Raw genomic sequence first — 24,462 nt, 5'->3', positions numbered from 1 at the left:
TTTTTTATTGGCCATAGTGAACGCTTAAAAATCCTGCACGGCCTGCGTTAATATAGTCGGCACCATCAAAAGAGCGCGTTGTAATGTAATCTTGATCCAACGCGTTTTCCAACGTTACTCGAGCGCTCCACAACGGGGCAAACTGCCAACCTGCACGCAGGTTAACCAGCCCGTAACCGCTTAGACGGTCTTGATTCTGTGCATCACGGTAACGGTGGTTTTGAGCAATCCAGGACCCACCCACCGACCAGTCGCCAAGCTCACGGTCTACGTCTAAGCGCAGGCTTTGTGAGGCGCGGTTTTGCAGGCGCTTACCTGTTAGGCGGTTTTCAGGGTCGGTGTAGGTCAGCGCTGCGGCTAACGTCCAATCGTCAAGTTCAACGCCAGCAGCCAGCTCAGCCCCACGAATACGGGTTTCGGGTACGTTAGACAGCAATCCCTGGCCAGTAATCAAGTTATCGATATCGGTTTGATAAAGCGCCGCATCCCAGAACCAATGGGCATACTGACCGCGCACGCCTACCTCAATGCTGTCCGACGTTTCAGACTCCAGGTCGGGATTACCAAAGCCTGGGAAATAGAGCTGGTTGTAAGTGGGTGCGTTAAAGGCTGTACCGTAGTTGGCACGCAAGGTGTGATGACCGTCTAGATCATAGCCCACGCCTACGCTGCCAGTGACTTCTTCGCCGTAAGCTTCATTGTCATCAAAGCGCAAGCTGGCTTGCAGAGTAAACGGTGCAAAATCGAGTAAGGCTTGGGTAAATACCGCCGCGTTGCTACGGCTGGTTTCATCGTACGCCGTGGTGCTATTGACTCGGTCTTCGCTGTATTCACCGCCCGCAATCAGCTCGTGGACGCCCGCCGTAAAGGTATTTTCCCAGCGCGCAGTCCTCACCTTGGTGTTAAACACTGAGTCACCAAAGTTATCGATGTTATCGCTTTCATCACGAGATTCGCTGAGTGTTAAACGGCTGCGCCAGTTATCGGTTATCGGCAGCTCACCGTAGACACCCGCCACCTGCTGAACGAAATCGTTTTCACCGCCATCGTATTCGTTGTGACCACGGGCACGAAGCGCCAACACGCCCGCTTCTGCACCGCTTTCAAAGGTGTGAGACACCCGTGCTAAAGCCGTGGTGTTGTCATAGCCCTTATCGTCTCCGTCGCGTCGAACCGGCTGACCCTCAGTGGTGAAGTGACCACCTGCAAAGCTATAGCGGGTGCCGCCTTCTTTACCGCTAATACTCGCACTTAAGCGCTGGGTATTAAATGATCCACCACCAACGGAAACACGCGGCTGCGGGCCGTCTTCTTCACCTTGAGGGGTAAACAGCTGAATAACGCCGCCAATCGCGTCGGCACCGTATAGGCTGCCACGCGGACCACGCACAATTTCGGCACGATCAAACATGCGCGGTTCCAAATGCTGCCAGGCTGCCCCACCACTGGTGGCAGAGCGAAGACGAATCCCGTCAATCAACAGTACATTTTGGCCGCTACCACTACCACGAATAAAAACGCTGCTGTTTTTGCCAAAGCTGCCGTTCGTGGAAACATCCACCCCAGGCTGGCCGCGCAACAAGTCGGTAATACTTACCGGATCTTGGCGGCGTAACGTTGCCTCATCCAGCACAGTCACCGAGGACAGGCTTTCGTTGGCAGTACGCGGAGCAAGTGCGGCGGTAACAACAACGGGGTTTAACATATTCGCAGCAGGCTGTGCGTTCGATTGGGCTTGAACGGCCATAGGCAGTGCAGCCATCGCAAACGCCGCCAGCGTGGCGGTGGAATGAAAACGGTAAGGCATGAGGAGGTCCCTTGCTCACTGTGCTCACCCGCACAGCGTGTTTTTTTGACCGGGCAAAGGGAACTTAAGGGAGATTGGTAACCAAGCAGCTACCTATATCACCCTGAGCACGCCCTCCGCGTCTCGGTATGTTGTGGTCCTTTAGAACCATTCCTCTTAGGCCGGTCTCCGGGCTGACGAGCGAAAGGCGGGTAACAGAAACCATGCCTTTCCGAACGACCACCTTCCCATGCATTAGCACAGTGGCGTCTTTAGCCGTTCTTATCTCGATCACCGTTGCGGGGGCAGCGTTGGATTCACGTAAGTGTTCACCAACTTCCCGTTTAACTGATGGCGATAATGGCCACCAGCACCTGAGAGTGCGCGTAAACTAGCAACTTGCCGTGTGGAGGTCAATTCATGATGAGCTGCTAGAGTAAAGGCACTGCACGGAACAGGAGACGGTCATGATCGAGTCCTCGGCAGCCGGTGTACCCCGCTGGTTAAAGCTGGCTTTTACACTGTGGATCCTGGTCTGGGCACCAAGCTACGTAGTGCTGCTGGGAGCGCAGAACTTCTTTTGGCTGTGTAACGTGGCGAGTTTTCTGCTGCTGGTGGCACTGTGGACAGAGCAGCGCACTCTGATGTCGATGCAATGGCTAGCAGTGGCACTGGTCGGCAGTTTATGGAGCCTGGACGTCGCCACGGCGGCACTCACTGGCATACATCCTATCGGCGGCACCGAGTATATGTTTGACCCAGAGCATCCTCCCATGGCACGAGCTATGTCGCTCTACCACGTGGTGCTTCCGCTGGTGGCGGGTATCGGTATCACCAAGCTTGGCTATGCCCGCCGCGCCCTGATGTTGCAGACCCTGCTAACTTGGGTTGTGGTGCCATTGACCTATCTGCTAACCGAAGCCGAGCGCAATATCAATTGGGTCCATGGCCCCTTCGGCCACCCCCAGGATAGCCTCGACCCGTTGCTCTATCTGTTGCTACTCACGCTGCTCTGGCCCGTCATAGTTTACCTGCCAGTGCATCTGCTGATGATTGGCTGGCAGCGTTGGAGGAGCCAAGCCTAGCCCACTACTTAACCGCCTGCACTAACCCATGCCGTACATGCCAGACCTGCTCGGATTGGGCGGCGGTATCTTGGCTAAACCAGCCGCTTAAATCGCGCAGGCGACGCTGGTCTCGGGCCATGGGTACGATACCCCGCCCTAACTCGTTCATGATGATGACCAGCGTTACGCCATGGGTTTGTGCTGCAGTCTCCAGGCTGGCCAGATCTTTCCGCCATTGGGCCCGCCACGCATCGCTGCCCCTATCCGAGCTATGCACTGCCGCTAACCACTCAAATACACCGTGAAGCACAAGAGGCACATTGGGCTGCATGATGTGGGTCGCTTCGTGTAAACGCTGCCCTGGGGAGAGCCGCCACCAAACAGCACTGGGAAAGCGTGCTTTTACAGCGTCGCGCTTACCTGCACAGGCACCGCCGATGAACAGCTGCATTGCCACTCTCCTTTGCCATCTTCACGTTCTTGATACGTCAGTTGCCAACGCCGCCCCTGCGCTTGGTGAACGATGCCTTCCCAAAAACCAATGGTTTCGAAACGACGCCGTAACTCACGGATTACCCCGCCGTGAGTTACGACCAGCACTTTCTGATAATGATGTTCACGCGCATGGGCGGCCACCTGTTCAAGCCAAGCATTTAATCGATCACGTAGCTGGCCGGAAGATTCGCCGCCTGGAATTTGCAGCTCACCCACACTGTCAATCCAAGCGCGATAATGGGGCAAGTCTTTTAACTCATCATAAACTTTACCTTCATAGTCACCAAAATCTAGCTCCCGTAGCCGTGGCTCTAGATAGAGCGGCACACCCGGCTTTGCCGCCTGCGACCATCCGAGGGTTTGCTGACAGCGGTTTAAATCGCTTGAATAAATAGCGTCAAAGCGCTCTTCTGCCAGTGCGTCACGCAGTGCCAGCAACCCCTCTTCCGCATCAGGAAACAGCAGCGGAATATCGCGCTGCCCTTGGTAACGGCGCTCTAAATTCCAGGCGGTGATACCGTGGCGAACTGCCACCAGCTCCACATTAAGACCAGTAGCCAAAGCTCTCCTCCTTCAATGGTGGCACCAACCATATCGCCATTGATGCCGTTAAATAGACACAGCAGTAACCTTCTGGCGATTACCACCCACACGACGATGGCTACCCCCCAGGCAAACAATGCAGGGGACGCCGCGCCAAGCAGCACCAACGGTAGCAAAGCATAGCCAGCATCACGGGGGCTAAGCGACTGCTGCCAGCTCCATGCGAGACCTTTCGAGTGAGCGCAGGGGGTAAAAATCAGTAGCGCGACCCCAGCAAACCGGCCTAATGCAGGCACCGCCACCAGCCACCACAGCGGTGCTTGATAAGCCAACAGTGCCCACAGCAAAACGCCCTTCCAAGCCAGCAAAAACAGCAATGCCAGGATACCGAAACTGCCTATCTGAGCGTCCTTCATGATTTCCCAACGCCTCTCAAGGGGTTGGTTACTACCTAACGCGTCGGCAAGGTCCATTACACCATCGAGATGCAAACCACCAGAAAGCGCTACCCATAAACTAAGTAGTAACAACGCAGTGATGGGAACAGGCGACGCTATAAAACTTAATAGCAGCGCGCTTAACGCCAGCACGCTGCCAATTAATAAACCTACCAACGGATAGGCGCGGATTGCCCACCGACGGGTGGCAGGTGTCCATGGGCAGGCAACAGGAATCGGAATTCGGGTTAGAAATTGTAGCGCGAGCATCAGGCCGAACAGCGCATCTTTCATCGTTTCCACTCCATGGCACAGCCCGCAATGACTTCAAGCACTGAGTCAGCTTCCGCCGCTAACCAACGGTGCAGGCACTGGATAAACTCAACGTAGCGCCAAGTAGCCGGCTGATCAGGAATCAGCTCTTCGTTGAGATCGTTCGACACAATTACTAATGTCAGCCCCCGTGCTTGTGCATCACGTAGGCAGCGAGCCAGCAGCGCCAGGCCTTGCTCATCACTGAATTCTTCATTTGGCTCAGCGCCAAACAGCACTTGTCCTGCCCAGAGAGTTAAACAATCGAGCAGCACCGCGTGGTGATCGGGTACTTGGGCAATGGCTTGGTCAATCGCAAGTGGCGTCTCTAGCGTTACCCATTGGCCTTCCCGGCGTGCCTGATGGCGAGATACTCGGTCGGCCATTTCTGCGTCGTAAACACGGGCGGTGGCAATGTAATAGCAGTTGGCGTCACCCGCCGCACTGAGCACACGCTGCTCCGCTACTTGGCTTTTTCCAGAGCGAGCCCCCCCACTAACAAAGACAATCATGCAACACCTTTAGCAATCGGTTATTTGCCGACTCATCACGCAGTGCCAAGCGTAACCAACTGCCCTCAAGCCCCTTAAAACTATGGGTATGTCTCGCCAATAGTCCTTTATAAAGCATGCGTTCAAAAAGGTCTGCGCTGGTCACGCCGTGTTCACGCTGTAAAACACCAGGCCGCACAAGAAAAAAGCAGCTATGACTAGGCACCACCTCAAGCCCTAGCGTTTGCAACGCCTTGCCCATACGTGGCTGCTCACTGGCCAACCACTGCTGGGGGAGCCGTGAAAATTCACTATCCGCTAACAGCGGCGCCACCAGTTCGGCGGCAAGGTGGTTCACACTCCAGGGCGGCTGGTGGTGGCTCATGGTGGCTACTATGTTTTCCGAAGCCAGCACGTAGCCTAGGCGCAATCCAGGCAAGGTATAAAACTTAGTCATTGAGCGTAGCAGCACTAAATGACAGTAACGCTTAAGCAGCGGCGTCAACAACTCAACGTCTATCGATAGGTCGATAAACGCTTCATCAACCACCACCTGGGTACCGGTTGTCTGCGTATGCGCTAGTAGCGTCTCTACTGCGTCAATGGGTATCAGCGTGCCAGTCGGGTTATTCGGGCGGCACAGAAACACCACGTCGGCGCTTGCCGCTTTCTCTAGCAGGTCAGCCACCTCACAAGCAAAATGCGGCGCGGGCAACACGTGCTCGGTTGTTTCAAGGCGGTGGGCAGAACAGGCTCTGGCGTATTCACCAAAGCTGGGAGCCAGTAATAAGGCTCGGCCACCGGCATGCAGCGCCGCGGCAAGAAAAATGGCTTCCGCCCCACCATTGGTCAGCAGTACTTGTGCTGGCTGAACACCGTTGTGCGCCGCAATGGCCTGCCGGGCTGCAGCGTAGTCTGGCGAGGGGTAGCGGCTAAGCCCACCAAACCGCGCTACCAGCCAGCTTGCTACCCACTCGGGCGGCCCAAGCGGGTTAAGGTTAGCGCTCACATCGTCAACCATATGGTCGGCAGGTAATCCAAAACGCTTCAGCAGCGACGCAGCCTGGCCACCATGGCTTGGCCAATCAGCCGCCTCGTAAACAGTGGTTTGACGACTCATAACCATACGCCCCTCGCGCCTGCCGACCCCATTAATACGCCCGCTAATACACTCATCAACACGGCCATTAACAAGAAAAACAGCAGCCAAGCACCGTGCATCAATTTAATCGTGACGTTGATATGCGAAAACGTCAGTGTTTCCAGCGGGGAGCCAAGGGTTGCTCGATGGGAAACCGCGCCCTGATAAACATTGGTGCCGCCCAGTTGCACACCCAACAGATTCGCGACCATGGCTTCTTGCCACCCCGCCTTAGGGCTTGGGGGACGGGGCGCTTCGCGGCAGGTAGCCGTAATGGCTCGACGCCAATATAGCGCCGACGAGTGCCAGCTGATCAGCACCCCGGCAGCCCACAAACAGAGCGCGGTCAGCCTTGCGGGCAGCCAGTTAGCCATATCATCGAGCTTCGCCGAGGCATAACCGAAGTCGCTGTAACGTTTGTTTTGGTAGCCCACCATGGAGTCCAGCGTGTTGATTGCTTTATAAGCCAGCGCCAGCGGCGCACCGCCGATAAGAGCGAAGAAAAGCGGCGAGGTGATGCCGTCCACCGTATTTTCTGCAATGGTTTCCACCGCACCGCGGGTAATTTCCGCTTCATCCAGTTGCTCGGTATCACGCCCCACCACCATGGCAAGTGCATTTCGCGCCGATGCAAAATCACCGTTAGCCAGCGGCACGGCAATGGCGCGCCCCGCTTCAGCCAAGCCTTTTATGGCCAGCGTTGTCGCCAGCAGCCATAGCTCGGCAGCTAGCCCAAGCCAAGGATGCACCCAAGTCAGTACCACCAAACTCAGCCAAGCAAGGCTAAACGTGCCCAGCACAATGGTTGCAGTGAGTAAAAAGCCCAGGAGCCGACGGCGCTTATCACTTCCCTGGTTCCAGCGCTGCTCAAGTGCGCTGATGGCACGTCCTATTATTACCACGGGGTGCGGTAGCGAGCGGGGGTCGCCAACGACTAAATCAATGACAATCGCAATCGCTACTAAAACGACAGACGCTAACCCTAGCATGGTGAAGCCTGCTGCGATTTCGTCAGCGACCCCAACGTCGCCTGATAAACTGCTTGGCCAATCGCCCGCCCAATAGCAGTGCCAGAGCCTGCATAAGGTGTTGGATCGCCACGCTGCGTAGCGGCGATAGACAGGCTATCGGTTGATGTGCCGGTGGCGGGCGTTCCGCTGAATGGGTCGATAACGCCTACTTTTCTCAGCGCCTGAACTTTCGCTTCCGTTGCCGAGAGAGAGGCATTAACCAGCGCACCCTCAGTTAAATAAGCATCTAAAAAAAGAAACGTATTAATAGTGCCCACCTTTGGTGTGCTTCGCAGCTCTAAACGAGGGTCTGAATCGCTTGAAACGCTAATATCCACCGCGTTGCCAACGCCTGCCGTAACCACCGCGAGCACGCCATTGGGTGTTTCAGCCAACGGTACGCTGACGGCACAAACGCTGTGCAGACGCACTGCAGTCATCATCGCAACAGCGGATAGCGGTAGCCGCTGATTTGCCAGCCAACGTAGCAGGTCGTCTTTTGGGTGATGGCCGTCGTAGTCTTTATCGACGTGGAAATTTGCGAAGTGTTGGCGATGACCAAACCCGCCCCCCACAAGCGCGCTACTCAGGGTATACAGTGGCTCAGCAGCAGACACCACCAAGCAGTGTTCGCTTTGCGACCACATTAGCGGCTGGCTAAATGAAAGCGTATCAATCTCGCTCATGGGGCAGCATTATCACTAATGCCCGCATCAGCAAAGGTGGCCATTTCACTGAGCATCGCGGCGGCGGCTCGCAATAAAGGAAATGCCAACGCCGCGCCACTGCCTTCTCCCAGGCGCATTCCCAGGGCTAGCAGCGGCGACGCATCAAGCGCCTCAAGGGCCGTGGTATGGCCAGGCTCTTCAGAACGATGTCCAAAAATCAAATAACCGCGCACCGCCGGACATAAACGGCAGGCCGTCAGGGCAGCAACCGTAGCAATAAAGCCATCCACAATGGCCGGCAAGCGATTGGCCGCCGTGGCTAAATAAGCACCTGTCATGGCGGGGATCTCTAACCCGCCTAGCTTGCTTAACACCTCCATGGGGTCTTCGGCATTAGCTTGGCGTGCGCTTAGCGCCCGCTCGATCACCGCTACTTTATGAGCCTGCTGGTCGCTACTAATACCGGTGCCAGCGCCCACTAACTGGGCCACTGGTTTACCTGTCAGTGCCGCCAGCATGGCGCTGCTTGACGTGGTATTAGCAATGCCCATTTCACCAACAATAATGCATTTCGCGCCCGCCTGAACGGCTCCCTCAACCGCTTCGCAGCCTACCTGTAACGCAGCCAGCGCTTCGTCACGGCTCATGGCATCTTCAAGCACCATATTGGCGGTGCCCGCGCGCACTTTGGCATCAATCACGCCAGGCATTGCCAGCGGTGACGCAACACCAACATCCACAACCTCAACCTGGGCACCAATTTGTCTGGCAAAGACGTTGATCGCCGCCCCGCCATGGGCAAAGTTAGCCACCATTTGCGCCGTCACTTCTTGTGGAAAGGCCGAAACGCCCTCTTCAGCAACCCCGTGATCAGCAGCAAAGACAATGATCGCCGGTGGCGTGATGCTTGGCTGACATTCACCAGTGATCTCACTAAGCGTAACGGCCAATGCCTCTAACTGGCCGAGGCTGCCCGGCGGCTTAGTGAGCGTATCAATATAGCGAAGCGTTAATGCGCCAGTGTGGCTATCAAGTGGCGTGACTTGGTTAACGATGGGATGCATAGCAGCTCCAGGGCAGCAATCGAATTCATTTTGCGCCAGATGGTAGCAAAAGCGCGGCTGCTATACTTGCGCTTTAAGCTGCTTCAACACGCAACAACCCCTTCCGGGGATGGATTGCCCTGTTAGCTGTAATGTTCATAAAAGCATCATCATTTACGACGATAGTTGCTATTAACCAGGGGTAATAAAACTACAAATATGGTTTTTATTGCCGTAAAGTCTCTTATATCGACTCAAAAAGATGTAAAATAACTACAAACTTGACTCACCGTCTCTACCATGCAGAGGTCTCTATGCCGAGCTCAACACCCGCTACTTTAAATCCTACCGTTGCTGAGGTTACCCAACGCATTCGTGAGCGCTCTGCTGAGCGGCGTGCTCTCTATGAGCAACGCATGGCGGACCAGCATAAGCGTGGTGTGCACCGTGCAGAGCTATCCTGCGGTAACCTGGCCCACGGCTTTGCCGCGTGTAGCCCCCAAGAGAAAGACTCCCTGAAGCTAATGAACAGCGCCAACTTGGGGATCATTTCTTCTTACAACGATATGCTGTCGGCCCACCAGCCGTTTGAAACCTTTCCGGAAACCATCAAAGCCGCTGCTAGCGCCATGGGCTCAACCGCCCAGTTTGCCGGTGGTGTTCCTGCCATGTGTGATGGGGTTACCCAAGGGCAACCGGGCATGGAACTGTCGCTGTTTTCCCGCGACGTGATTGCGATGGCTGCTGCGGTTGGGCTTTCACACAACATGTTTGATGCTGCCCTTTATCTGGGCGTGTGCGACAAGATTATCCCTGGTCTGTTTATCGCAGCGGCACGCTTTGGTCACCTGCCTGCCATGTTCGTACCCGCCGGCCCAATGCCCAGCGGCCTACCGAACAAAGAGAAAGCGCGCATCCGTCAGCTATACGCAGAAGGCAAAGTGGGCCGCGAAGAGCTGCTGCAAGCGGAGTCTGACTCCTATCACAGCCCTGGCACCTGCACCTTCTACGGCACAGCCAACTCAAACCAGCTGATGATGGAAGTGATGGGTCTTCACCTGCCCGGCACCTCGTTTGTGAACCCAGGCACGGAAATGCGCGAAGCCTTGACCCGCTACGCGACCGAACAGGCTATTCGCAACACTGAACCTGGCGGCGACTACCGCCCTTTCTATAAGCAGATCGATGAACGCGCCATCGTCAACGCGGTGGTAGGTTTATTGGCATCTGGCGGTTCAACCAACCATACGATGCATTTGATTGCCATGGCCGCTGCGTCGGGTATTACGCTGAACTGGGACGACTTCACAGATCTCTCCGCCGTAACGCCCAGCCTGATGCAGGTATACCCTAACGGCCAAGCAGACATTAACCACTTCCAGGCGGCAGGCGGCATGAGTTACCTGTTCCGCGAACTGCTGGGTGCTGGCTTACTGCACGGCGATATCCCGACGGTGTTCGGCACCGACCTGACGGCCTACACACAAGAGCCCTTCCTGGAAAATGGCAAAGTGGTTTGGCGCGAAGGTCCAGAAAGCAGCTTAGATGAAAACGTTTTACGCCCAGTCGCTACCCCCTTCGCAGCGACTGGCGGCCTAACGGTAATGAAAGGCAACCTGGGACGCGGCGTGATCAAAGTATCCGCCGTTGCCGACGAACATCGTGTAGTAGAAGCACCGGTGAAAATCTTCGCCGACCAGAACGAAATGAAGGCTGCGTTTGAGTCTGGCGACTTAGATCGCGATGTCATCGTTGTGGTGCGCTTCCAGGGGCCAAAAGCCAATGGCATGCCGGAACTTCACAAACTGACGCCGTTCCTGGGCGTACTGCAGGACCGTGGTTTCAAAGTGGCACTGGTGACCGATGGGCGTATGTCCGGCGCGTCGGGTAAAGTGCCTGCTGCGATCCATATTAGTCCAGAAGCACTGGACGGCGGCCCGCTATCGAAACTGCGCGACGGCGACATTGTGCGCCTGGACGCCAACGCCGGTACGCTGGAAGCCAAAGTAGAGGCGGCTACCTGGGCAGATCGCGAACGCGTGGTGGCTAATCTGGACCACTATCACGTAGGCCTGGGCCGCGAACTGTTTAGCGGCTTCCGCCACTTAGCCATGCGTGGTGAAGAAGGCGCAGGCTCGTTGGGCGGCTTTGAAGCCGACGACCTTGCCCGCCAACAGGACCAGATTCTTCAAGAGGATGCCTGATGCGACCGGCATTAATTGGTGATATTGGTGGTACCAATGCACGCCTGGCGCTCGTCACGCCAGGTGAGGTGACGCCCCACGATATTATTAATCTTCCCTGTGCTGACTACCCTGGTGTTATCGACGCGATTCAGGACTACCTGGAGCGCGTGGGAGCCACCGGGGAAAATGCACCGGTGGAAGCCTGTCTGGCGTTTGCCTGCCCGGTTCACGCCGAGCGAGTCAAGATGACCAATAATCACTGGGATTTTATGAAAAGCGATGTTCAGCAAACGCTGAATCTGTCGCTATTCAAAGTGATTAACGACTTTACCGCCCAGGCGCTAGGCGTCCCCCATGTGGACACCGACAATTTGGTAGAAGTGCAAGCGGGTGTGGCTCAGTCTCACTCTACCCGCCTAGTGATAGGCCCCGGTACAGGCTTGGGTGTTGCTGGCGTTTTCCCCGGCCAGCATGCTTGGATACCTCTCCCCACTGAAGGCGGTCACGTCACGTTTGCCCCCACTGACAGCACCGAGCGTGCACTGCTGGATGTGTTTCTACAACATTACCAACGAGTCAGCGTGGAACGCATTTTATGCGGCCAGGGCCTACTGGAGCTGTATCAAGCCCATTGTGCGCTGAACGAGCAAGCGCCTAGCTACACGACGCCAGCAGAGGTTACCCAAGCCGCCAACCAGGGTGACCCTACCGCCACCGCCACCTTGTTGCGCTTTTTAAAAATCCTCGGCGATGTATGCGGCGACGCGACCCTAACAATGGGAGCCAGGGGCGGCGTTTATCTATGCGGCGGAATTTTACCGCGCCTGCTGGAGTGGCTAACCAAAACCGAGCTACGCGATAGCTTTGTGAACAAAGGCCGGATGGGCGCTTATAACGCCGATATTCCCGTGTGGATTGTTACTCACCCGTGGACAGGGCTGCTCGGAGCCGCCGAAGCGCTGCATAACGAAGAAGTCTTTTAACTTATTAGGAATATCCATGCCTGCTCACACTTTCGATGTGCCCTTTGTTCTCGGCATGATGCGCCTGCATGAAGCACCTGAGATGCACCAAGCGAATCACCTTGCCGACTGGATCGAAGCCCGCATCGAGCAGGGGTTGCACTGGTTCGACCATGCCGACATTTACGGGAACGGTGCGTGTGAGACACTGTTTGGCCAAGCGCTGCGCACCCGCCCTAACCTGGCCAAGCGGCTTCACGTTGTGACCAAAGCCAGCATTGCCAACGATAACCCAGCCCACGGCTCTGGCAAGGTGAAACACTACAACGCCAGCCCGGATTATCTAAGCCGCGCCATTGACAATGCACTTAACCGCCTTGGCGTCGAACGACTAGATCACTTTTTAATTCATCGCCCTGACTTATTAATGAACGCAGAAGCGACTGGCCGTACTCTTGATGACGCTATCAATGCAGGCAAAATTGGCGCTGCGGGCATTTCTAACCACTTGCCAAGTCAGTGGCGTAGACTGCAAAACGCCATGCATCACCCTTTACGAGCCAACCAAATCGAGCTTTCCATTAGCCATAACGCCCCCCTGTTTGATGGCAGCTTTGATGATCTTTGCGCCGACGGCCATGCGCCAATGGCCTGGTCACCGCTAGCGGGCGGCACACTAATGCAAGGCGATGTCGGCAACGTTCTTAACCGCGTAGCCCAAGAGCAAAACTACACCCCTAATGCGTTAGCGCTGGCTTGGTTGCGGTCATTGCCTAGCCGGCCGATTCCCGTAGTAGGCAGTGTAAAGCCTGAGCGTATTGCTGACATGCTCGACGGGCCAGAGACGCTTTCAAGAGAGACATGGTACGAGCTTTTAGAGGCCGCGCGAGGCTACTGCGTCGCGTAACCCCTTCATCAACATTAATAATATAATGATAAGGAATGACTTATGACGCCGGTGATTGCTTTCGGTGAAGCCTTGGTTGATATGCTGTCCAGCCGCTTAGGCGATGACACTGGCCAAGAAACCTTCACGCCTTACGCGGGTGGCGCGCCTGCTAACGTTGCGGTTGCCTGTGCCCGACTTAACGTACCCAGCCAGTTTTTAGGCATGGTGGGTGACGATACGTTTGGCCACTTCCTGATTCGTGAGCTGAAAAGCCATGGCGTGGATACTCAGGGCGTGGTGCTGACTAAAGAAGCACGCACTGCGCTGGCGTTTGTCTCCAGAGACAGTAGCGGCGAGCGCACATTTGATTTTTATCGCCCACCGGCAGCCGACCTGCTTTATCGCCTAGAGCATCTGCCACACGGCGTGTTTGAACAACCGGCGATTGTTCACTTGTGCAGCAACAGTTTGACTGACCCCGAGATTGCCGACACCACCTTAGCGATTGCCGCTATGGCGAAGCGCGCAGGCTGTTTAGTCAGCGTGGATGCCAACCTCCGCCACAACCTGTGGACCGAAGGGTCAGCCGACCTCTGGCTGGTAACTGAGCTATTGGATAACGCCGATCTCGTTAAAGTCTCACTAGATGAGCTTGATTATCTTCGTGGCGACCATTCACAGGAAGCGTGGCTATCTCAGCGACTAGCCGCCGGGGTAAAAGTGATTTTAATCACCGACGGCCCTAACAACGTGGCGTTGAAAGGCGTTGGCCTTGACCACACCATCACACCCCCTCCGGTGGCCGCTGTCGATACCACTGCTGGCGGTGATGCGTTTATTGGCGGCCTACTCGCTGAGCTTTCACGGCACGGCATTGATGATAACTGGCACCAAGACAGTGCCTTTCTAATCCGCGCAGTAGATATTGCCTGCCGCTGTGGCGCTCACGCAGTGACACGCCCAGGTGCCTACGCCGCACTGCCGACCCATAGCGATATTGAAGCGCTAAGAAATACGTAACGCCTGTAGTGAAAAGGGCGTGCAACAGCACGCCCTTAATCACGCATCCTACGTACACGCTAAATCCCACTAATGCGCTACCGCACCTTTACTCGATACCACACTGCCGCCAAGCAACTCAGCGCTGCCTTCCAAGACGCGCACATCAATCGAGCCTGTCGTTAGGCCTGTATAGCTAACCTGAGTAATCGCTCGCTGTTGCGTATCGCCGTTAACCAGGATCTCCAGCGAGCCATGATCACACCACCACTCTACCGTGATCGTTAAACCATCAACGCTGCCCGCTGCATGGTCACAGGCGAAATGGTCATCGAAAGCTGCTTGTCCGTTCACCCCATTACGCGTGTAGCGAAGTGCAACGTCCTCCTCTCCCGCTTCAAGAGTAAGTTGTTGATGATCTCCCTGCTGGAGCGACAACGCTACTCGGCTCCCAGCCGTTAAGGTCAGTTCAAGCAAACCACGGCTTACCGATGGCAAAGAGGTTAAAACGCTATATTGCCCAACACCCAGCATTGCCTGTGGCGAGATAGTATGCGGTACGGCTGTCAGCGCCTCATGGCACTCGCTGGCGATACGCTGGCAAAGCTGAATGCCGCTCGATGTCGCACGCAGGGTTAACTCTCTGGGCAGGCTCATCATTCCCCGCCAGCCAGCTTCAGGCGCATGATTGGCATACTGCCAATTATTCAGCCAAGCCACGGCTAAACGGCGCCCCGGAATATTCGACCAGCTCTGCACGGCGTAAAAATCACGCCCTTCGTCCATCATCATGACGTCATCTGGCGAGTGGTCGTTAGTAAAACGCTGCCCGTCAAACTCGCCCACAAAATATTGTGTGAACGAGCCAAAAGCATTATCTGGCGTAGCACCAATGCCTACGATTAATACCCAACGGCTAGTCGCCTGGCAATTTTCAGCGCCATCCACAGGTAGTTCGAACAAATCGGGGCATTCCCAGGGGTGTTGAGTATGCGCCCCATGGCCCTCGCCAAACGCACTGGCAAATTGCCAGTGCAATAGGTTTTCCGAGGTGTAAAAATGAATTCCCTGACCACAAGCCAGCGCCATTACCCAACGCTGGGTAGCGGCATGCCAGAACACTTTTGGGTCGCGAAAATCTTTAAACCCTGGTGCGGGCAGCAATGGGTTATTGGCGTATTGATGCCAAGTGCGCCCCTTGTCGCGGCTATAAGCCAAACACTGTGACTGCTCATAATTTTCAGGGTCATCGGAAAGCACTCGGTGACAGGTATAAAACGCCAGCAGCCCCGGCTGGCCGTCAAACAGCCCCGTCACATCATGCTCATCCACGATGGCACTACCTGAAAAACACGCGCCTTGGGCATCTGGCGCCAGCGCAATAGGCAAGTGTTCCCAATGGCAGAGATCGGTGCTCACTGCATGACCCCAGTGCATTGGCCCCCATACCGTGTCATGGGGATGGTATTGATAAAAGAGATGATACTCTCCTTCGAAATACACGAGCCCGTTGGGATCATTCATCCAGCCGGTAGGCGGCGTAAAATGCAGCGTTGGCCTGAGAGGAGTAAATTTGACGAGATTCAATGTTAAAAACCCTTACTTAATCGATTAAGTTGAGGCTAACACGCTTTTTTCTTCTCTGCCTTACGCCGTTAGATGGAGCGCACAAAAAAGCCCGAGCATGGCAATATGCTCGGGCAAATGACTTACCCACACGACCCGATATCAGTGAGGCAAGTAACGAGAGTGCTCGTGTCGATTTACATCGTATTCTTTAGTGGTGAAAACGCTCAGCGGCCTGACGGGCCAGCTCGCGAATGCCGTCCCAATCTTCTGCTTCAACCATGGCTTTCGGCGTTAGCCAAGAACCACCTACACACATAACATTGGGTAGTGAAAGGTAGGTTTCAGCGTTATCAACCGTGATACCGCCGGTTGGGCAAAAGCGTGCTTCGGGAATCGGCGCGCCAAAGGCTTTAATGGCTTTGGCACCACCGCTGGACTCAGCCGGGAAAAACTTGAAGCGGCGATAGCCGTACTGCCAGCCGGTCATCAATTCAGAGATCGTTGATACGCCGGGCAGCATCGGCACAGGGCTCTCTACGCCATAGCGATAAAGGGCCTCTGTCGCGCCCGGTGTCACTACAAAATCCGCACCTACCTGTTCAGCTTGGCGGTATTGCGCGGGCGTTAACACGGTACCTACACCGATGCTGGCTCCCGGCAGCGCTTCTTTCATGCGTTTAATTGCTTCCAGCGCGCAGTCAGTACGCAAGGTAATTTCAAGCACGCTTAAGCCACCTTCCACCAAGGCGCGGCCCAACGGTACCGCATCTTCAAGACGGTCAATGGTAATCACCGGAATGACCTCAGCTTTTAAGCAAATGCTATCAAGCTCGGCGGTGCGCGTTGAGGGTAGCTGTTTATCGATTGTCATCAGTGAGTCTCCAAGCAATTTTTACTGGCAAACGTTTTATTGGCGAAAGCCCAGGCGTTACGGCGCCCAATAGATCGCTAACGGGCAAGATAAAAACGCGCGAATCGGCAGCTTACGGACATCATCACCATTCATGGCGTTTGCCAATACGCTGCGCTTATCATCGCCAGTAATATGTAAAATATGTCGATGCGCCTGATGCAGGCGATCTGCCGAGAAAGTAATACGCGGCTGCGGCTGACTAGGCGTGCGTACCGCGACAAGCGGCTCATCGGTGGAAAGTGCTAAGCCAAGCTCCAGGCTGTCGGGGAATAGCGATGCCGTATGGCCATCGCCTCCCATTCCCAAAATCACAACGCTGGCGGGCCAAGGCAGAGATGCCGTGCGTTTAGCAACCTCTTCAACACCCTCTTCCGGCGTTGAGTCATCTGAGGTTAGCGGTACAAAGTTAGCCTTTGCGGCAGCCCCTTGAAGCAGATTTTCTCGCACCAACTTGGCATTGCTATCGCTACTTTGTTCATCCACCCAGCGCTCGTCGGCCAGGGTAATGTCAATGCGCTCCCAAGGTAGCGGTTTGGCTGCCAGGGATTTAAAAAATGGCACTGGTGTAGAACCCCCCGATACGACTAATAACGCGCGATCCTGGCGGCTTAAGTCTTCAGCTAATGCCTGAAAGACCGCTTCTGCTAACTGCTCCGCTAGCGCTTGACGTGCTTCGCTCATATCAATAATCCTCGTACCAACTGCGGCCATCTTGGGTAATCATGGCGATGGAGGCAACCGGCCCCCAAGAGCCTGCCGGGTAACGGCGCGGCGGTGTTTCGCGTGCTTTCCAACCGTCGATGAGCTGATCGCACCAGCGCCAGGCGTGCTCGACTTCATCACGACGTACGAACAAATACTGTTGTCCTTTCATGACTTCCAGCAGCAGGCGCTCGTAGGCATCGGGGATACGCGATTTGGGGAACGCGCTATTAAAATCCAGGTGCAGCGGGCCAGGCCGCAGACGCATACCTTTATCCAAACCGCTGTCTTTGGTGAGCACCTGAAGCGCGATACCTTCATCCGGCTGCAGGCGAATGATCAGCTTGTTAGACGCAATCCCCCGCTGGTCAGGGTCAAAAATATAGTGTGGCTGCTGGCGGAAGTGGATCACGATTTGGGATAGCTTTTCAGGCATGCGCTTACCGGTACGCAGGTAAAACGGCACCCCCGCCCAGCGCCAGTTAGAAACCTCGGTTTTCATTGCCACAAAGGTTTCGGTCTGGCTTTCAGTATTCGCCCCTTCTTCTTCCAGATAGCCAGGTACTGGCTGGCCGTCGTTGGTGCCCGCTGTATATTGGCCGCGCACCACGTCGCGCCCCAGCGCCTCACCGCTAAAAGGCTTAAGCGCTTTCAACACTTTTACTTTCTCATCACGAATGGCGTCAGCATCCAGATTGGAAGGCGGGTCCATGGCAATCAAACACAATAGCTGGAGCAGGTGGTTTTGCACCATATCGCGAAGCTGTCCGGCATCATCGAAGTAGCCCCAGCGCCCTTCAATACCGACCTTTTCTGCAACGGTAATTTCTACGTGAGAAATGTGGTTCTGGTTCCATTGCGTCCCAAAAAGCGGGTTAGCAAAGCGCAGCGCAATCAGGTTCTGTACCGTTTCTTTACCTAAATAGTGGTCAATACGGTAAATACGCGACTCAGGAAAAACGGCCCCAATAGCGTCGTTAACTTCTTCTGATGACACCAAATCGTAGCCAATGGGCTTCTCAACAATGACCCGCGTTTGCTCATCCAGGCTGCCACTCGCCTCAAGGTTGCGGCAAATATCGCCGTAGATCATTGCGGCAACAGATAGATAGACGACCATAGGTTGATCGGAGCCTTCGCGCCATTCACGTACCTGCTCAAACCCCTCGGCTTTTTTGAAATCCAGCTGCAAATAGTCAAGCCGGTTTAGAAAACGCTCAAGGCTCTCTTTATCCTGCTCATCTTTTTTCAGCCGCTTTTGCAGTGCGCCGCTGACTAACTGGCGAAATGCCGCGGTGTCATGCGCTTGACGCGCCAGCCCCATAATCCGCGTGCTTTTGGGCATTAAGCCCTCACGGTCAAGGTGATAAAGCGCAGGAAACAGCTTGCGCATCGCAAGATCGCCAAGCGCCCCAAACAGCGCTAAATCAATAGCGTGATTCTTATCGCCCAGCGGGGAATGTGACTGGCTCATCTCAGCTCCTATTTATAATTAGATGATCTAATGTAGTTAGATTACCTAAAATCTATCTGATACGGGGCATTATACGCAACATTTCATGTAATTTTACTACAAAAAAATAGCGTTGCCTCCCCATTTACGCCTTTTACTGTCATTTACTTCTTTCTCTGCAAAGTGCCGTCTCTGCGTAGCACCGATCCCGGCACCAACCGTTATAGCTCTTTATTGTTACCTTTTATTCCACTCTACGCCCCTTGGATACGCCATCGCTACGCCCTCTGAGGATGAGGTGACATTGCCTGGAATTGGCGACGCTGGCACTGACTAAAGCGCTGCTCATCAAAACGCTCGCAGCACTCTATGACAACAACAATGAGGTATTCACATTATGGCAACGTATCGTCCAATCATGATGCCACTGCTAGCCGCCACGCTGCCTGCCAGTGTCACCCTGCCCGCCTTTGCGTTTGAGGATGATCGCCTCACTATCTGGATGGGTGATAATAAAGGCCAGGAAGGCATTCGCGTGGTTGCCGAGCAGTTTCTTGAAGACACAGGAATCGAAGTTGAGGTGGTCTTCCCCGATAACCTTACTGACCGCTTTCAGCAAGCGGCGGGGAGTGGCCAGGGGCCGGACATCGTCATTTGGGCTCACGACCGCATGGGTGAGTGGGCACAAAGTGGTTTATTGAAACAAGTCGCCCCAAGTGACAGCTTCCGTGAGGCGTTTTACGACTTCACCTGGGAAGCTGCGCTGTGGAATGGTGAAACCTACGGCTACCCGATATCGGTAGAGTCACTGGGCCTCATTTACAACAAAACCCTGATAGAAACACCGCCAGAAAGTTTTGCCGAGCTGATGGAGCTTGACGAAACGCTCTCTCAAGTCGGCAAAAAGGCCATCTTATTTGATTACAGCGAGCCGTATTACGGCTGGGCCTTGCTAGCGGCCAACGGCGGCTACCCTTTCAAGCAGACCGACAGCGGCTATGACGTCAGCGATATAGGCGTTAACAACCAAGGTGCCCTACAAGGGGCAGAACTGTTGGTTGAGCTAATCGAAAGTGATGTGCTACCCCGCGGCACTGATTACAACTTGATGGATACCCGCTTTAACCAGGGCGAAGTAGCTACCATGATTAGCGGCCCATGGGCCTGGCCAAACCTAGAGCGTAGCGGAATTGACTACGGCGTCGCGCTGCTACCGAAAGTGGGTGATGAGCGTGCTAAACCCATGTTTGGTGTGATGACGGCAATGATTAACTCCGCCACACCCAATGATTTTCTCGCCGTAGAGTTTTTAGAAAACTATCTGCTTAGCGAAGAGGGCATGCACACATTTAACAGCGACGGCTCACTGGGGGCGGTAGCCCATATCGATTATCAGGCTAAACTTGCTGATAACCCCAACATTGCCGCGACGCTTGAAAATGCGGAAGTCGGTATGCCCATGCCGAACATTCCTGAAATGGGTGCTTTCTGGGCAGCCATGGAGCCCGCACTGCAAAACATCGGCAGTGGCCGCCAATCGCCCAAAGAAGCGCTGGATGCGGCTGCGCGGCGTATGCGCCAGTAAGCTTTTTCTGCCCTTCTGCCCGTTAGCCAATGCCACCGGGCAGCTTTCAGGATGTCACTATGTATACCACTAACGCCTCTCGTGGCCTTCCCCGCCACCGCTCTCGCCATCTCACCGAACGTTACTCCCGCTGGGCACTTCGCTGCGTTATTGCCACCTTGGTAATCGTGCTGTTATGGCTAGTACTGGCATTCCACCTTAACGGCCAGTGGATGTTTGCCTTACTCTTTTTATTGCTGGGTGCCTCGCTGGGGGTGGTGTTTACTAAACGTACGTTAATGAGCCACCGCTATATTTTTCCTGCCGTGGCGGGACTTGGCGTGTTTGTTATTTTCCCGCTGCTTTACACCATCGGCATTAGCTTTAGTAATTACAGCTCAAGCAACCTGCTATCGGAAGAGCGCGTTCGTGGCCAGCTAATGAGCCAAACCTATCAACAGGAAGGCAACGCGTTTGACCTAACGCTGTACCAGGAAGGTGAGCTTATCCGCTTATACCTGGAAAACAGTGAGGCAGACACGACCCAGCGTTTCGTTTCTTCACCGCTCAACTTCGCCAACCATGAAACCCGCCAAATAGGTATTCAGGCAGTAGACGCTTCGCCTGCCCAAGAACCACTGGGAATGCGCGCTATCATCCAGGCACGTGATTCTCTGCAAGGGCTTAGGCTGCTGACACCGGATGGCGCGGAGCTGCGTATGGCAGGGTTACGCCAGTTTGCCCCTATGGTAGATCGCTATGAAGCTCGTGAAGACGGCTCGCTTTATGATCGCCGCGATGACCGCATTATTACACCCGACCCCGCTATCGGATTTTTTGTCGCTGATAACGGCGAAAGAATCACGCCGGGATGGCCAGTCAATGTAGGGTTTACCAACTATACGAAGATATTCACCGATCCAGACATTCGCGGCCCGTTCATGCAAATTTTTGTGTGGACCTTTGTGTTTGCATCACTGACGGTGGTCTTTACCCTGGCCGTTGGCTTTGTGTTGGCGTCATTGCTGCAGTGGGACCAACTTAAGGGCAAAGCCGTTTATCGCACGCTGTTAATTCTGCCCTACGCCGTGCCCGCCTTTATCTCCATCCTGATTTTTAAAGGCATGTTTAACCAACACTTCGGTGAAGTAAACATGATTCTGGACACGCTGTTTGGTGTTCGGCCGGAGTGGTTTACCGACCCGTGGCTAGCGCGTTCCATGCTACTGATTGTCAATACGTGGTTGGGCTACCCCTATATGTTGCTGCTGTGCATGGGGCTAATCCAGGCAATTCCTCAAGATCTTTACGAAGCCTCAGCGGTAGATGGTGGCGGCCCAATTACTAACCTGTTCAAGATTCCCCTGCCGCTGATCATTAAACCGCTAACACCACTGTTAATTGCCGCCTTTGCATTTAACTTCAATAACTTTGTGCTAATTGCGCTATTAACCGGCGGCAACCCTGACATTTTGGGCGCCAGCACCCCAGCAGGCACCACCGATCTATTGGTCAGCTACCCCTACCGCATTGCCTTCCAGGATGCCGGACAGAACTTTGGGCTGGCAGCCGCCATCGCAACGCTCATTTTCCTCTTGGTTGCGGGTATGTCGTTGCTTAATTTGCGCCTTTCCAAGGTTAAGGTTTAGGAGGTTACTCATGGCCATGGTTCAACCCCGTTCTGTGGGCGCGCGCCGCTTGGGCGCACACCTTGCACTGATCTGCTTTGTTTCGCTGATTGTCTTCCCGCTGTTGTTGGTGATTTCAATCTCATTTCGCGAGGGTAACTTTGCCTCTGGCAGCTTAATTCCCAAGAATTTCTCGTTGGAACACTGGTCACTAGCACTGGGAATTCCCTGGGAACGCCCGGATGGCAGCATTGTTCAACCGCCCTTTCCCGTGCTGTTGTGGCTTTGGAACTCGATAAAAGTGGCGGTAGTTTCTTCGGTGCTGATTCTAATGTTAGCGACGACGAGCGCTTACGCCTTCGCACGCATGCGCTTTAAAGGCAAAGAACCGCTTTTGAAAGGCATGCTGATTTTCCAGATGTTCCCAGCCGTACTGTCACTCGTGGCGCTCTACGCCCTGTTTGATCGACTGGGGCAGTTTGTTGGCTGGTTAGGCATCAACACCCACGGCGCGCTGATCGTGGCATCACTGGGCGCGGTCGCGCTGCATATCTGGACCATTAAAGGCTACTTTGAGTCGATTGATGGCTCGCTGGAAGAAGCGGCTATGGTCGACGGCGCCAGCACCTGGCAGGCGTTCCGCTACATTCTGCTGCCGCTGTCGATTCCCATTTTGATGGTGGTTTTCATTCTGGCTTTTGTGATGAGTATCATGGAATACCCCATGGCCTCAGTACTGCTGGTGGATGAGCACAAACTCACTCTAGCGGTAGGTGCCCAACAATACCTTGCCGACCACAACCAACGCTGGGGCAACTTTGCCGCCGCCGCCGTGCTTTCCGGCCTGCCCATTACCGTTGCGTTCTTGATCTGCCAACGCTGGATTATTGGCGGGTTAACCGCAGGGGGCGTCAAAGGTTAGTCCTAATTGGCACACTAATTCCTCGCTTGAGCAACTTGCTCCTTACCGGCCCTATTGATAGGGCCGGTTTTTTTTCATTACTTCCTTCACTACTTGGGTGTTTTTTTAGGGAAATTTTACGGACTTTTTGTGGTTGCCATGGTGTTATATCGCGATAAACATTAGGGCAATTTAAGAGCGGATCTATGACCATCTTTCCCAGCGGAATTTACTATCGAGACGCTTACCGCAATTGGGCACAAATCTTTAAAATCATGGCAGTATTATGGTTAGTGCTTGCCATGTTTATGGCACTGCCTTGGATTGTTCTCGTTATTGAAAAAGATCCTGACGCTCCTGCGTTCGGAATGTCGCTTCTCATTATTCTCAGTGCCACGCTTATTACTTGGTTGCTAACCCGCCGAGTATCACTGGAGCTGAAGCCCTGGCAAATGTTTATATTGACGGCGGGCAGTTGGACCAGCATTAGCTGTTTTGCCAGCCTTCCGCTTATTTTAGGTGCGCCCCAACTCAGCGTCACTAATGCAGTCTTTGAGTCGGTCTCCGCGATTACCACCACCGGGTCAACCATATTATCTGGGATCGAAGATTTATCCGACGGCCTAAAGCTGTGGCGAGGCTTAATGCAGTGGATGGGCGGGATCGGCATTATCGTCATGGGCATCGCCATTCTTCCGTTTCTTAAAGTAGGCGGCATGCGGCTATTCCACACCGAATCATCGGATTGGTCCGATAAAGTAATGCCCCGCACGGGCGGCATTGCTAAAGCGACGCTAAGTATCTATGTGGGGCTGACACTACTGGCCATGCTGAGCTACTGGGTCGGTGGAATGCTGCCACTAGATGCAGTGGTTCACGGAATGACATCACTGGCGACCGGTGGCTTTGCTAACTCTGACGCCTCGTTTGGTGCCTACGCTGAGCAGCCGTGGCTGCTATGGATGGGTAGCTTTTTCATGCTCAGTGGAGCACTTCCCTTTGTCTTGTATATTCGCTTTATTCGCACTTCTCGCAGCGCACTGTGGAAAGACCAACAGGTCCGTGGTTTGTTAAAACTGCTGCTAACAGCGATCTTGATTCTCAGCGCGTGGCGTTTTTACCAAGGCGATGACTGGTTTGTCTCGCTCACTCATGTCACGTTTAACGTCATTTCAGTCGTGACCACTACGGGCTATGCATCCGACGACTATACCCTATGGGGTTCATTACCCATTGCAGCGTTTTTCTATCTTACGTTTATGGGTGGCTGTAGCGGCTCTACCAGCGGTGGGATGAAAATTTTCCGGTTCCAAATCGCTATGCTGATGTTGCGTAATCAGTTGCGCTATCTGATTCACGCCAATGGTGTTTTCACAACGCGCTATAATCACCAGCCAGTGACCAGCGATATTTCCCGCAGCGTAGTGGCCTTCTCTTTCTTCTTCTTTATTACGATTGCAGTGCTTGCATTGGGCCTTTCAGCATTAGGTTTGGACTTAGTCACTGCCCTTTCCGGAGCGGCCACTGCGGTAGCGAATGTAGGGCCTGGTCTCGGTGATACCATTGATCCGGCAGGTAACTTTGCAACACTACCCGATGCCGCTAAATGGCTATTGTGCATCGGTATGTTAATGGGTCGCCTGGAAATTTTAACGGTCGTGGTACTGCTCACGCCGATGTTCTGGCGACGCTAACCTTGTTAG

The 24,462-nt window shown here is 54.4% G+C and carries 22 protein-coding genes and 1 riboswitch; of the genes, 9 read left to right on the top strand and 13 right to left on the bottom strand.

Going from position 1 to position 24,462, the window contains the following annotated elements:
- Positions 1-4: 4 nt before the first annotated feature.
- Complete coding sequence (locus tag REH51_RS16360; RefSeq protein ID WP_009723641.1) at positions 5-1,807, bottom strand: TonB-dependent receptor domain-containing protein; 1,803 nt, start codon at positions 1,805-1,807, stop codon at positions 5-7.
- Between the two features lie 142 nt (positions 1,808-1,949).
- Positions 1,950-2,179, bottom strand: a riboswitch (cobalamin riboswitch).
- Positions 2,180-2,253: 74 nt separating this feature from the next.
- On the opposite strand from REH51_RS16360, the gene REH51_RS16355 reads away from it, so the two are divergent.
- Positions 2,254-2,871, top strand: a complete 618-nt coding sequence (locus tag REH51_RS16355; RefSeq protein WP_009723642.1) for a hypothetical protein — start codon at positions 2,254-2,256, stop codon at positions 2,869-2,871.
- A gap of 4 nt (positions 2,872-2,875) precedes the next feature.
- Here the strand turns inward: REH51_RS16355 and REH51_RS16350 are convergent, their stop codons facing one another.
- Genes REH51_RS16350 through cobT form a run of 8 tightly spaced genes read right to left on the bottom strand, consistent with a single transcriptional unit; the run spans position 2,876 to position 9,014 of the window.
- Positions 2,876-3,304 (bottom strand): bifunctional adenosylcobinamide kinase/adenosylcobinamide-phosphate guanylyltransferase, encoded by a 429-nt coding sequence (locus tag REH51_RS16350; RefSeq protein ID WP_009723643.1) that lies wholly within the window; start codon positions 3,302-3,304, stop codon positions 2,876-2,878.
- Positions 3,256-3,909 (bottom strand): histidine phosphatase family protein, encoded by a 654-nt coding sequence (locus REH51_RS16345; RefSeq protein WP_009723644.1) that lies wholly within the window; start codon positions 3,907-3,909, stop codon positions 3,256-3,258. Before REH51_RS16345 ends, REH51_RS16350 begins: the two co-directional genes overlap by 49 nt.
- Positions 3,846-4,622 (bottom strand): adenosylcobinamide-GDP ribazoletransferase, encoded by a 777-nt coding sequence (gene cobS, locus REH51_RS16340; RefSeq protein ID WP_009723645.1) that lies wholly within the window; start codon positions 4,620-4,622, stop codon positions 3,846-3,848. The genes REH51_RS16345 and cobS overlap by 64 nt, the downstream gene beginning before the upstream one ends.
- Positions 4,619-5,152: a bifunctional adenosylcobinamide kinase/adenosylcobinamide-phosphate guanylyltransferase gene (locus tag REH51_RS16335; protein WP_009723646.1), complete on the bottom strand. Its 534-nt coding sequence runs from the start codon at positions 5,150-5,152 to the stop codon at positions 4,619-4,621. The genes cobS and REH51_RS16335 overlap by 4 nt, the downstream gene beginning before the upstream one ends.
- Positions 5,136-6,251 (bottom strand): threonine-phosphate decarboxylase CobD, encoded by a 1,116-nt coding sequence (gene cobD / locus REH51_RS16330; protein ID WP_498936348.1) that lies wholly within the window; start codon positions 6,249-6,251, stop codon positions 5,136-5,138. The genes REH51_RS16335 and cobD overlap by 17 nt, the downstream gene beginning before the upstream one ends.
- Positions 6,248-7,261 carry an adenosylcobinamide-phosphate synthase CbiB gene (cbiB, locus tag REH51_RS16325; RefSeq protein WP_498936346.1) on the bottom strand — a complete coding sequence of 338 codons (1,014 nt, stop codon included), beginning with the start codon at positions 7,259-7,261 and terminating at the stop codon, positions 6,248-6,250. The genes cobD and cbiB overlap by 4 nt, the downstream gene beginning before the upstream one ends.
- Positions 7,255-7,968 (bottom strand): adenosylcobinamide amidohydrolase, encoded by a 714-nt coding sequence (locus REH51_RS16320; RefSeq protein ID WP_009723649.1) that lies wholly within the window; start codon positions 7,966-7,968, stop codon positions 7,255-7,257. The genes cbiB and REH51_RS16320 overlap by 7 nt, the downstream gene beginning before the upstream one ends.
- Positions 7,965-9,014: a nicotinate-nucleotide--dimethylbenzimidazole phosphoribosyltransferase gene (cobT, locus tag REH51_RS16315; protein WP_498936344.1), complete on the bottom strand. Its 1,050-nt coding sequence runs from the start codon at positions 9,012-9,014 to the stop codon at positions 7,965-7,967. Before cobT ends, REH51_RS16320 begins: the two co-directional genes overlap by 4 nt.
- Positions 9,015-9,307: 293 nt before the next feature.
- Between cobT and edd the strand changes: the two genes are divergently transcribed.
- Genes edd through REH51_RS16295 form a run of 4 tightly spaced genes read left to right on the top strand, consistent with a single transcriptional unit; the run spans position 9,308 to position 14,050 of the window.
- The gene (edd, locus tag REH51_RS16310) at positions 9,308-11,197 is read left to right on the top strand and encodes a phosphogluconate dehydratase (RefSeq protein WP_009723651.1); all 1,890 of its coding nucleotides are present in this window, start codon (positions 9,308-9,310) and stop codon (positions 11,195-11,197) included.
- The gene (gene glk, locus REH51_RS16305) at positions 11,197-12,162 is read left to right on the top strand and encodes a glucokinase (protein ID WP_498936342.1); all 966 of its coding nucleotides are present in this window, start codon (positions 11,197-11,199) and stop codon (positions 12,160-12,162) included. The genes edd and glk overlap by 1 nt, the downstream gene beginning before the upstream one ends.
- Before the next feature lie 16 nt (positions 12,163-12,178).
- The gene (locus REH51_RS16300) at positions 12,179-13,048 is read left to right on the top strand and encodes an aldo/keto reductase (protein ID WP_009723653.1); all 870 of its coding nucleotides are present in this window, start codon (positions 12,179-12,181) and stop codon (positions 13,046-13,048) included.
- Positions 13,049-13,090: 42 nt separating this feature from the next.
- Positions 13,091-14,050: a carbohydrate kinase family protein gene (locus REH51_RS16295; RefSeq protein ID WP_009723654.1), complete on the top strand. Its 960-nt coding sequence runs from the start codon at positions 13,091-13,093 to the stop codon at positions 14,048-14,050.
- Between the two features lie 69 nt (positions 14,051-14,119).
- Here REH51_RS16295 and REH51_RS16290 read toward each other — a convergent pair whose 3' ends face one another.
- From REH51_RS16290 to zwf, 4 genes are all read right to left on the bottom strand, one after another.
- Complete coding sequence (locus tag REH51_RS16290) at positions 14,120-15,616, bottom strand: glycoside hydrolase family 32 protein (protein WP_498936340.1); 1,497 nt, start codon at positions 15,614-15,616, stop codon at positions 14,120-14,122.
- Between the two features lie 190 nt (positions 15,617-15,806).
- A complete protein-coding gene (locus REH51_RS16285) occupies positions 15,807-16,469 on the bottom strand; it encodes a bifunctional 4-hydroxy-2-oxoglutarate aldolase/2-dehydro-3-deoxy-phosphogluconate aldolase (RefSeq protein ID WP_009723656.1) in 663 nt (220 codons plus the stop codon).
- 57 nt (positions 16,470-16,526) lie between these two features.
- Entirely contained in the window at positions 16,527-17,192 is a 666-nt protein-coding gene (pgl, locus tag REH51_RS16280; protein ID WP_009723657.1) for a 6-phosphogluconolactonase, read from the bottom strand.
- Between the two features lies 1 nt (position 17,193).
- Positions 17,194-18,687: a glucose-6-phosphate dehydrogenase gene (gene zwf, locus REH51_RS16275; protein WP_009723658.1), complete on the bottom strand. Its 1,494-nt coding sequence runs from the start codon at positions 18,685-18,687 to the stop codon at positions 17,194-17,196.
- A 376-nt stretch (positions 18,688-19,063) separates the two neighbouring features.
- Here zwf and malE point away from each other — a divergent pair, with 376 nt between their 5' ends.
- The 4 genes from malE (at position 19,064) to REH51_RS16255 (ending at position 24,453) form a co-directional block, all read left to right on the top strand.
- Positions 19,064-20,251 (top strand): maltose/maltodextrin ABC transporter substrate-binding protein MalE, encoded by a 1,188-nt coding sequence (gene malE / locus REH51_RS16270; protein ID WP_498936338.1) that lies wholly within the window; start codon positions 19,064-19,066, stop codon positions 20,249-20,251.
- 59 nt (positions 20,252-20,310) lie between these two features.
- On the top strand, positions 20,311-21,879 hold the full coding sequence (malF, locus tag REH51_RS16265; protein ID WP_498936336.1) for a maltose ABC transporter permease MalF: 1,569 nt from the start codon (positions 20,311-20,313) through the stop codon (positions 21,877-21,879).
- A 10-nt stretch (positions 21,880-21,889) separates the two neighbouring features.
- Entirely contained in the window at positions 21,890-22,780 is an 891-nt protein-coding gene (gene malG, locus REH51_RS16260; RefSeq protein ID WP_009723661.1) for a maltose ABC transporter permease MalG, read from the top strand.
- A gap of 185 nt (positions 22,781-22,965) precedes the next feature.
- Positions 22,966-24,453 (top strand): TrkH family potassium uptake protein, encoded by a 1,488-nt coding sequence (locus REH51_RS16255; protein WP_498936335.1) that lies wholly within the window; start codon positions 22,966-22,968, stop codon positions 24,451-24,453.
- The last annotated feature ends 9 nt before the right edge of the window (positions 24,454-24,462 follow it).

This window comes from Halomonas bluephagenesis (genome assembly GCF_054790765.1).
The sequence above is the reverse complement of the archived record's forward strand: the minus strand, read 5'-3'. Positions and strand labels throughout refer to the sequence as shown.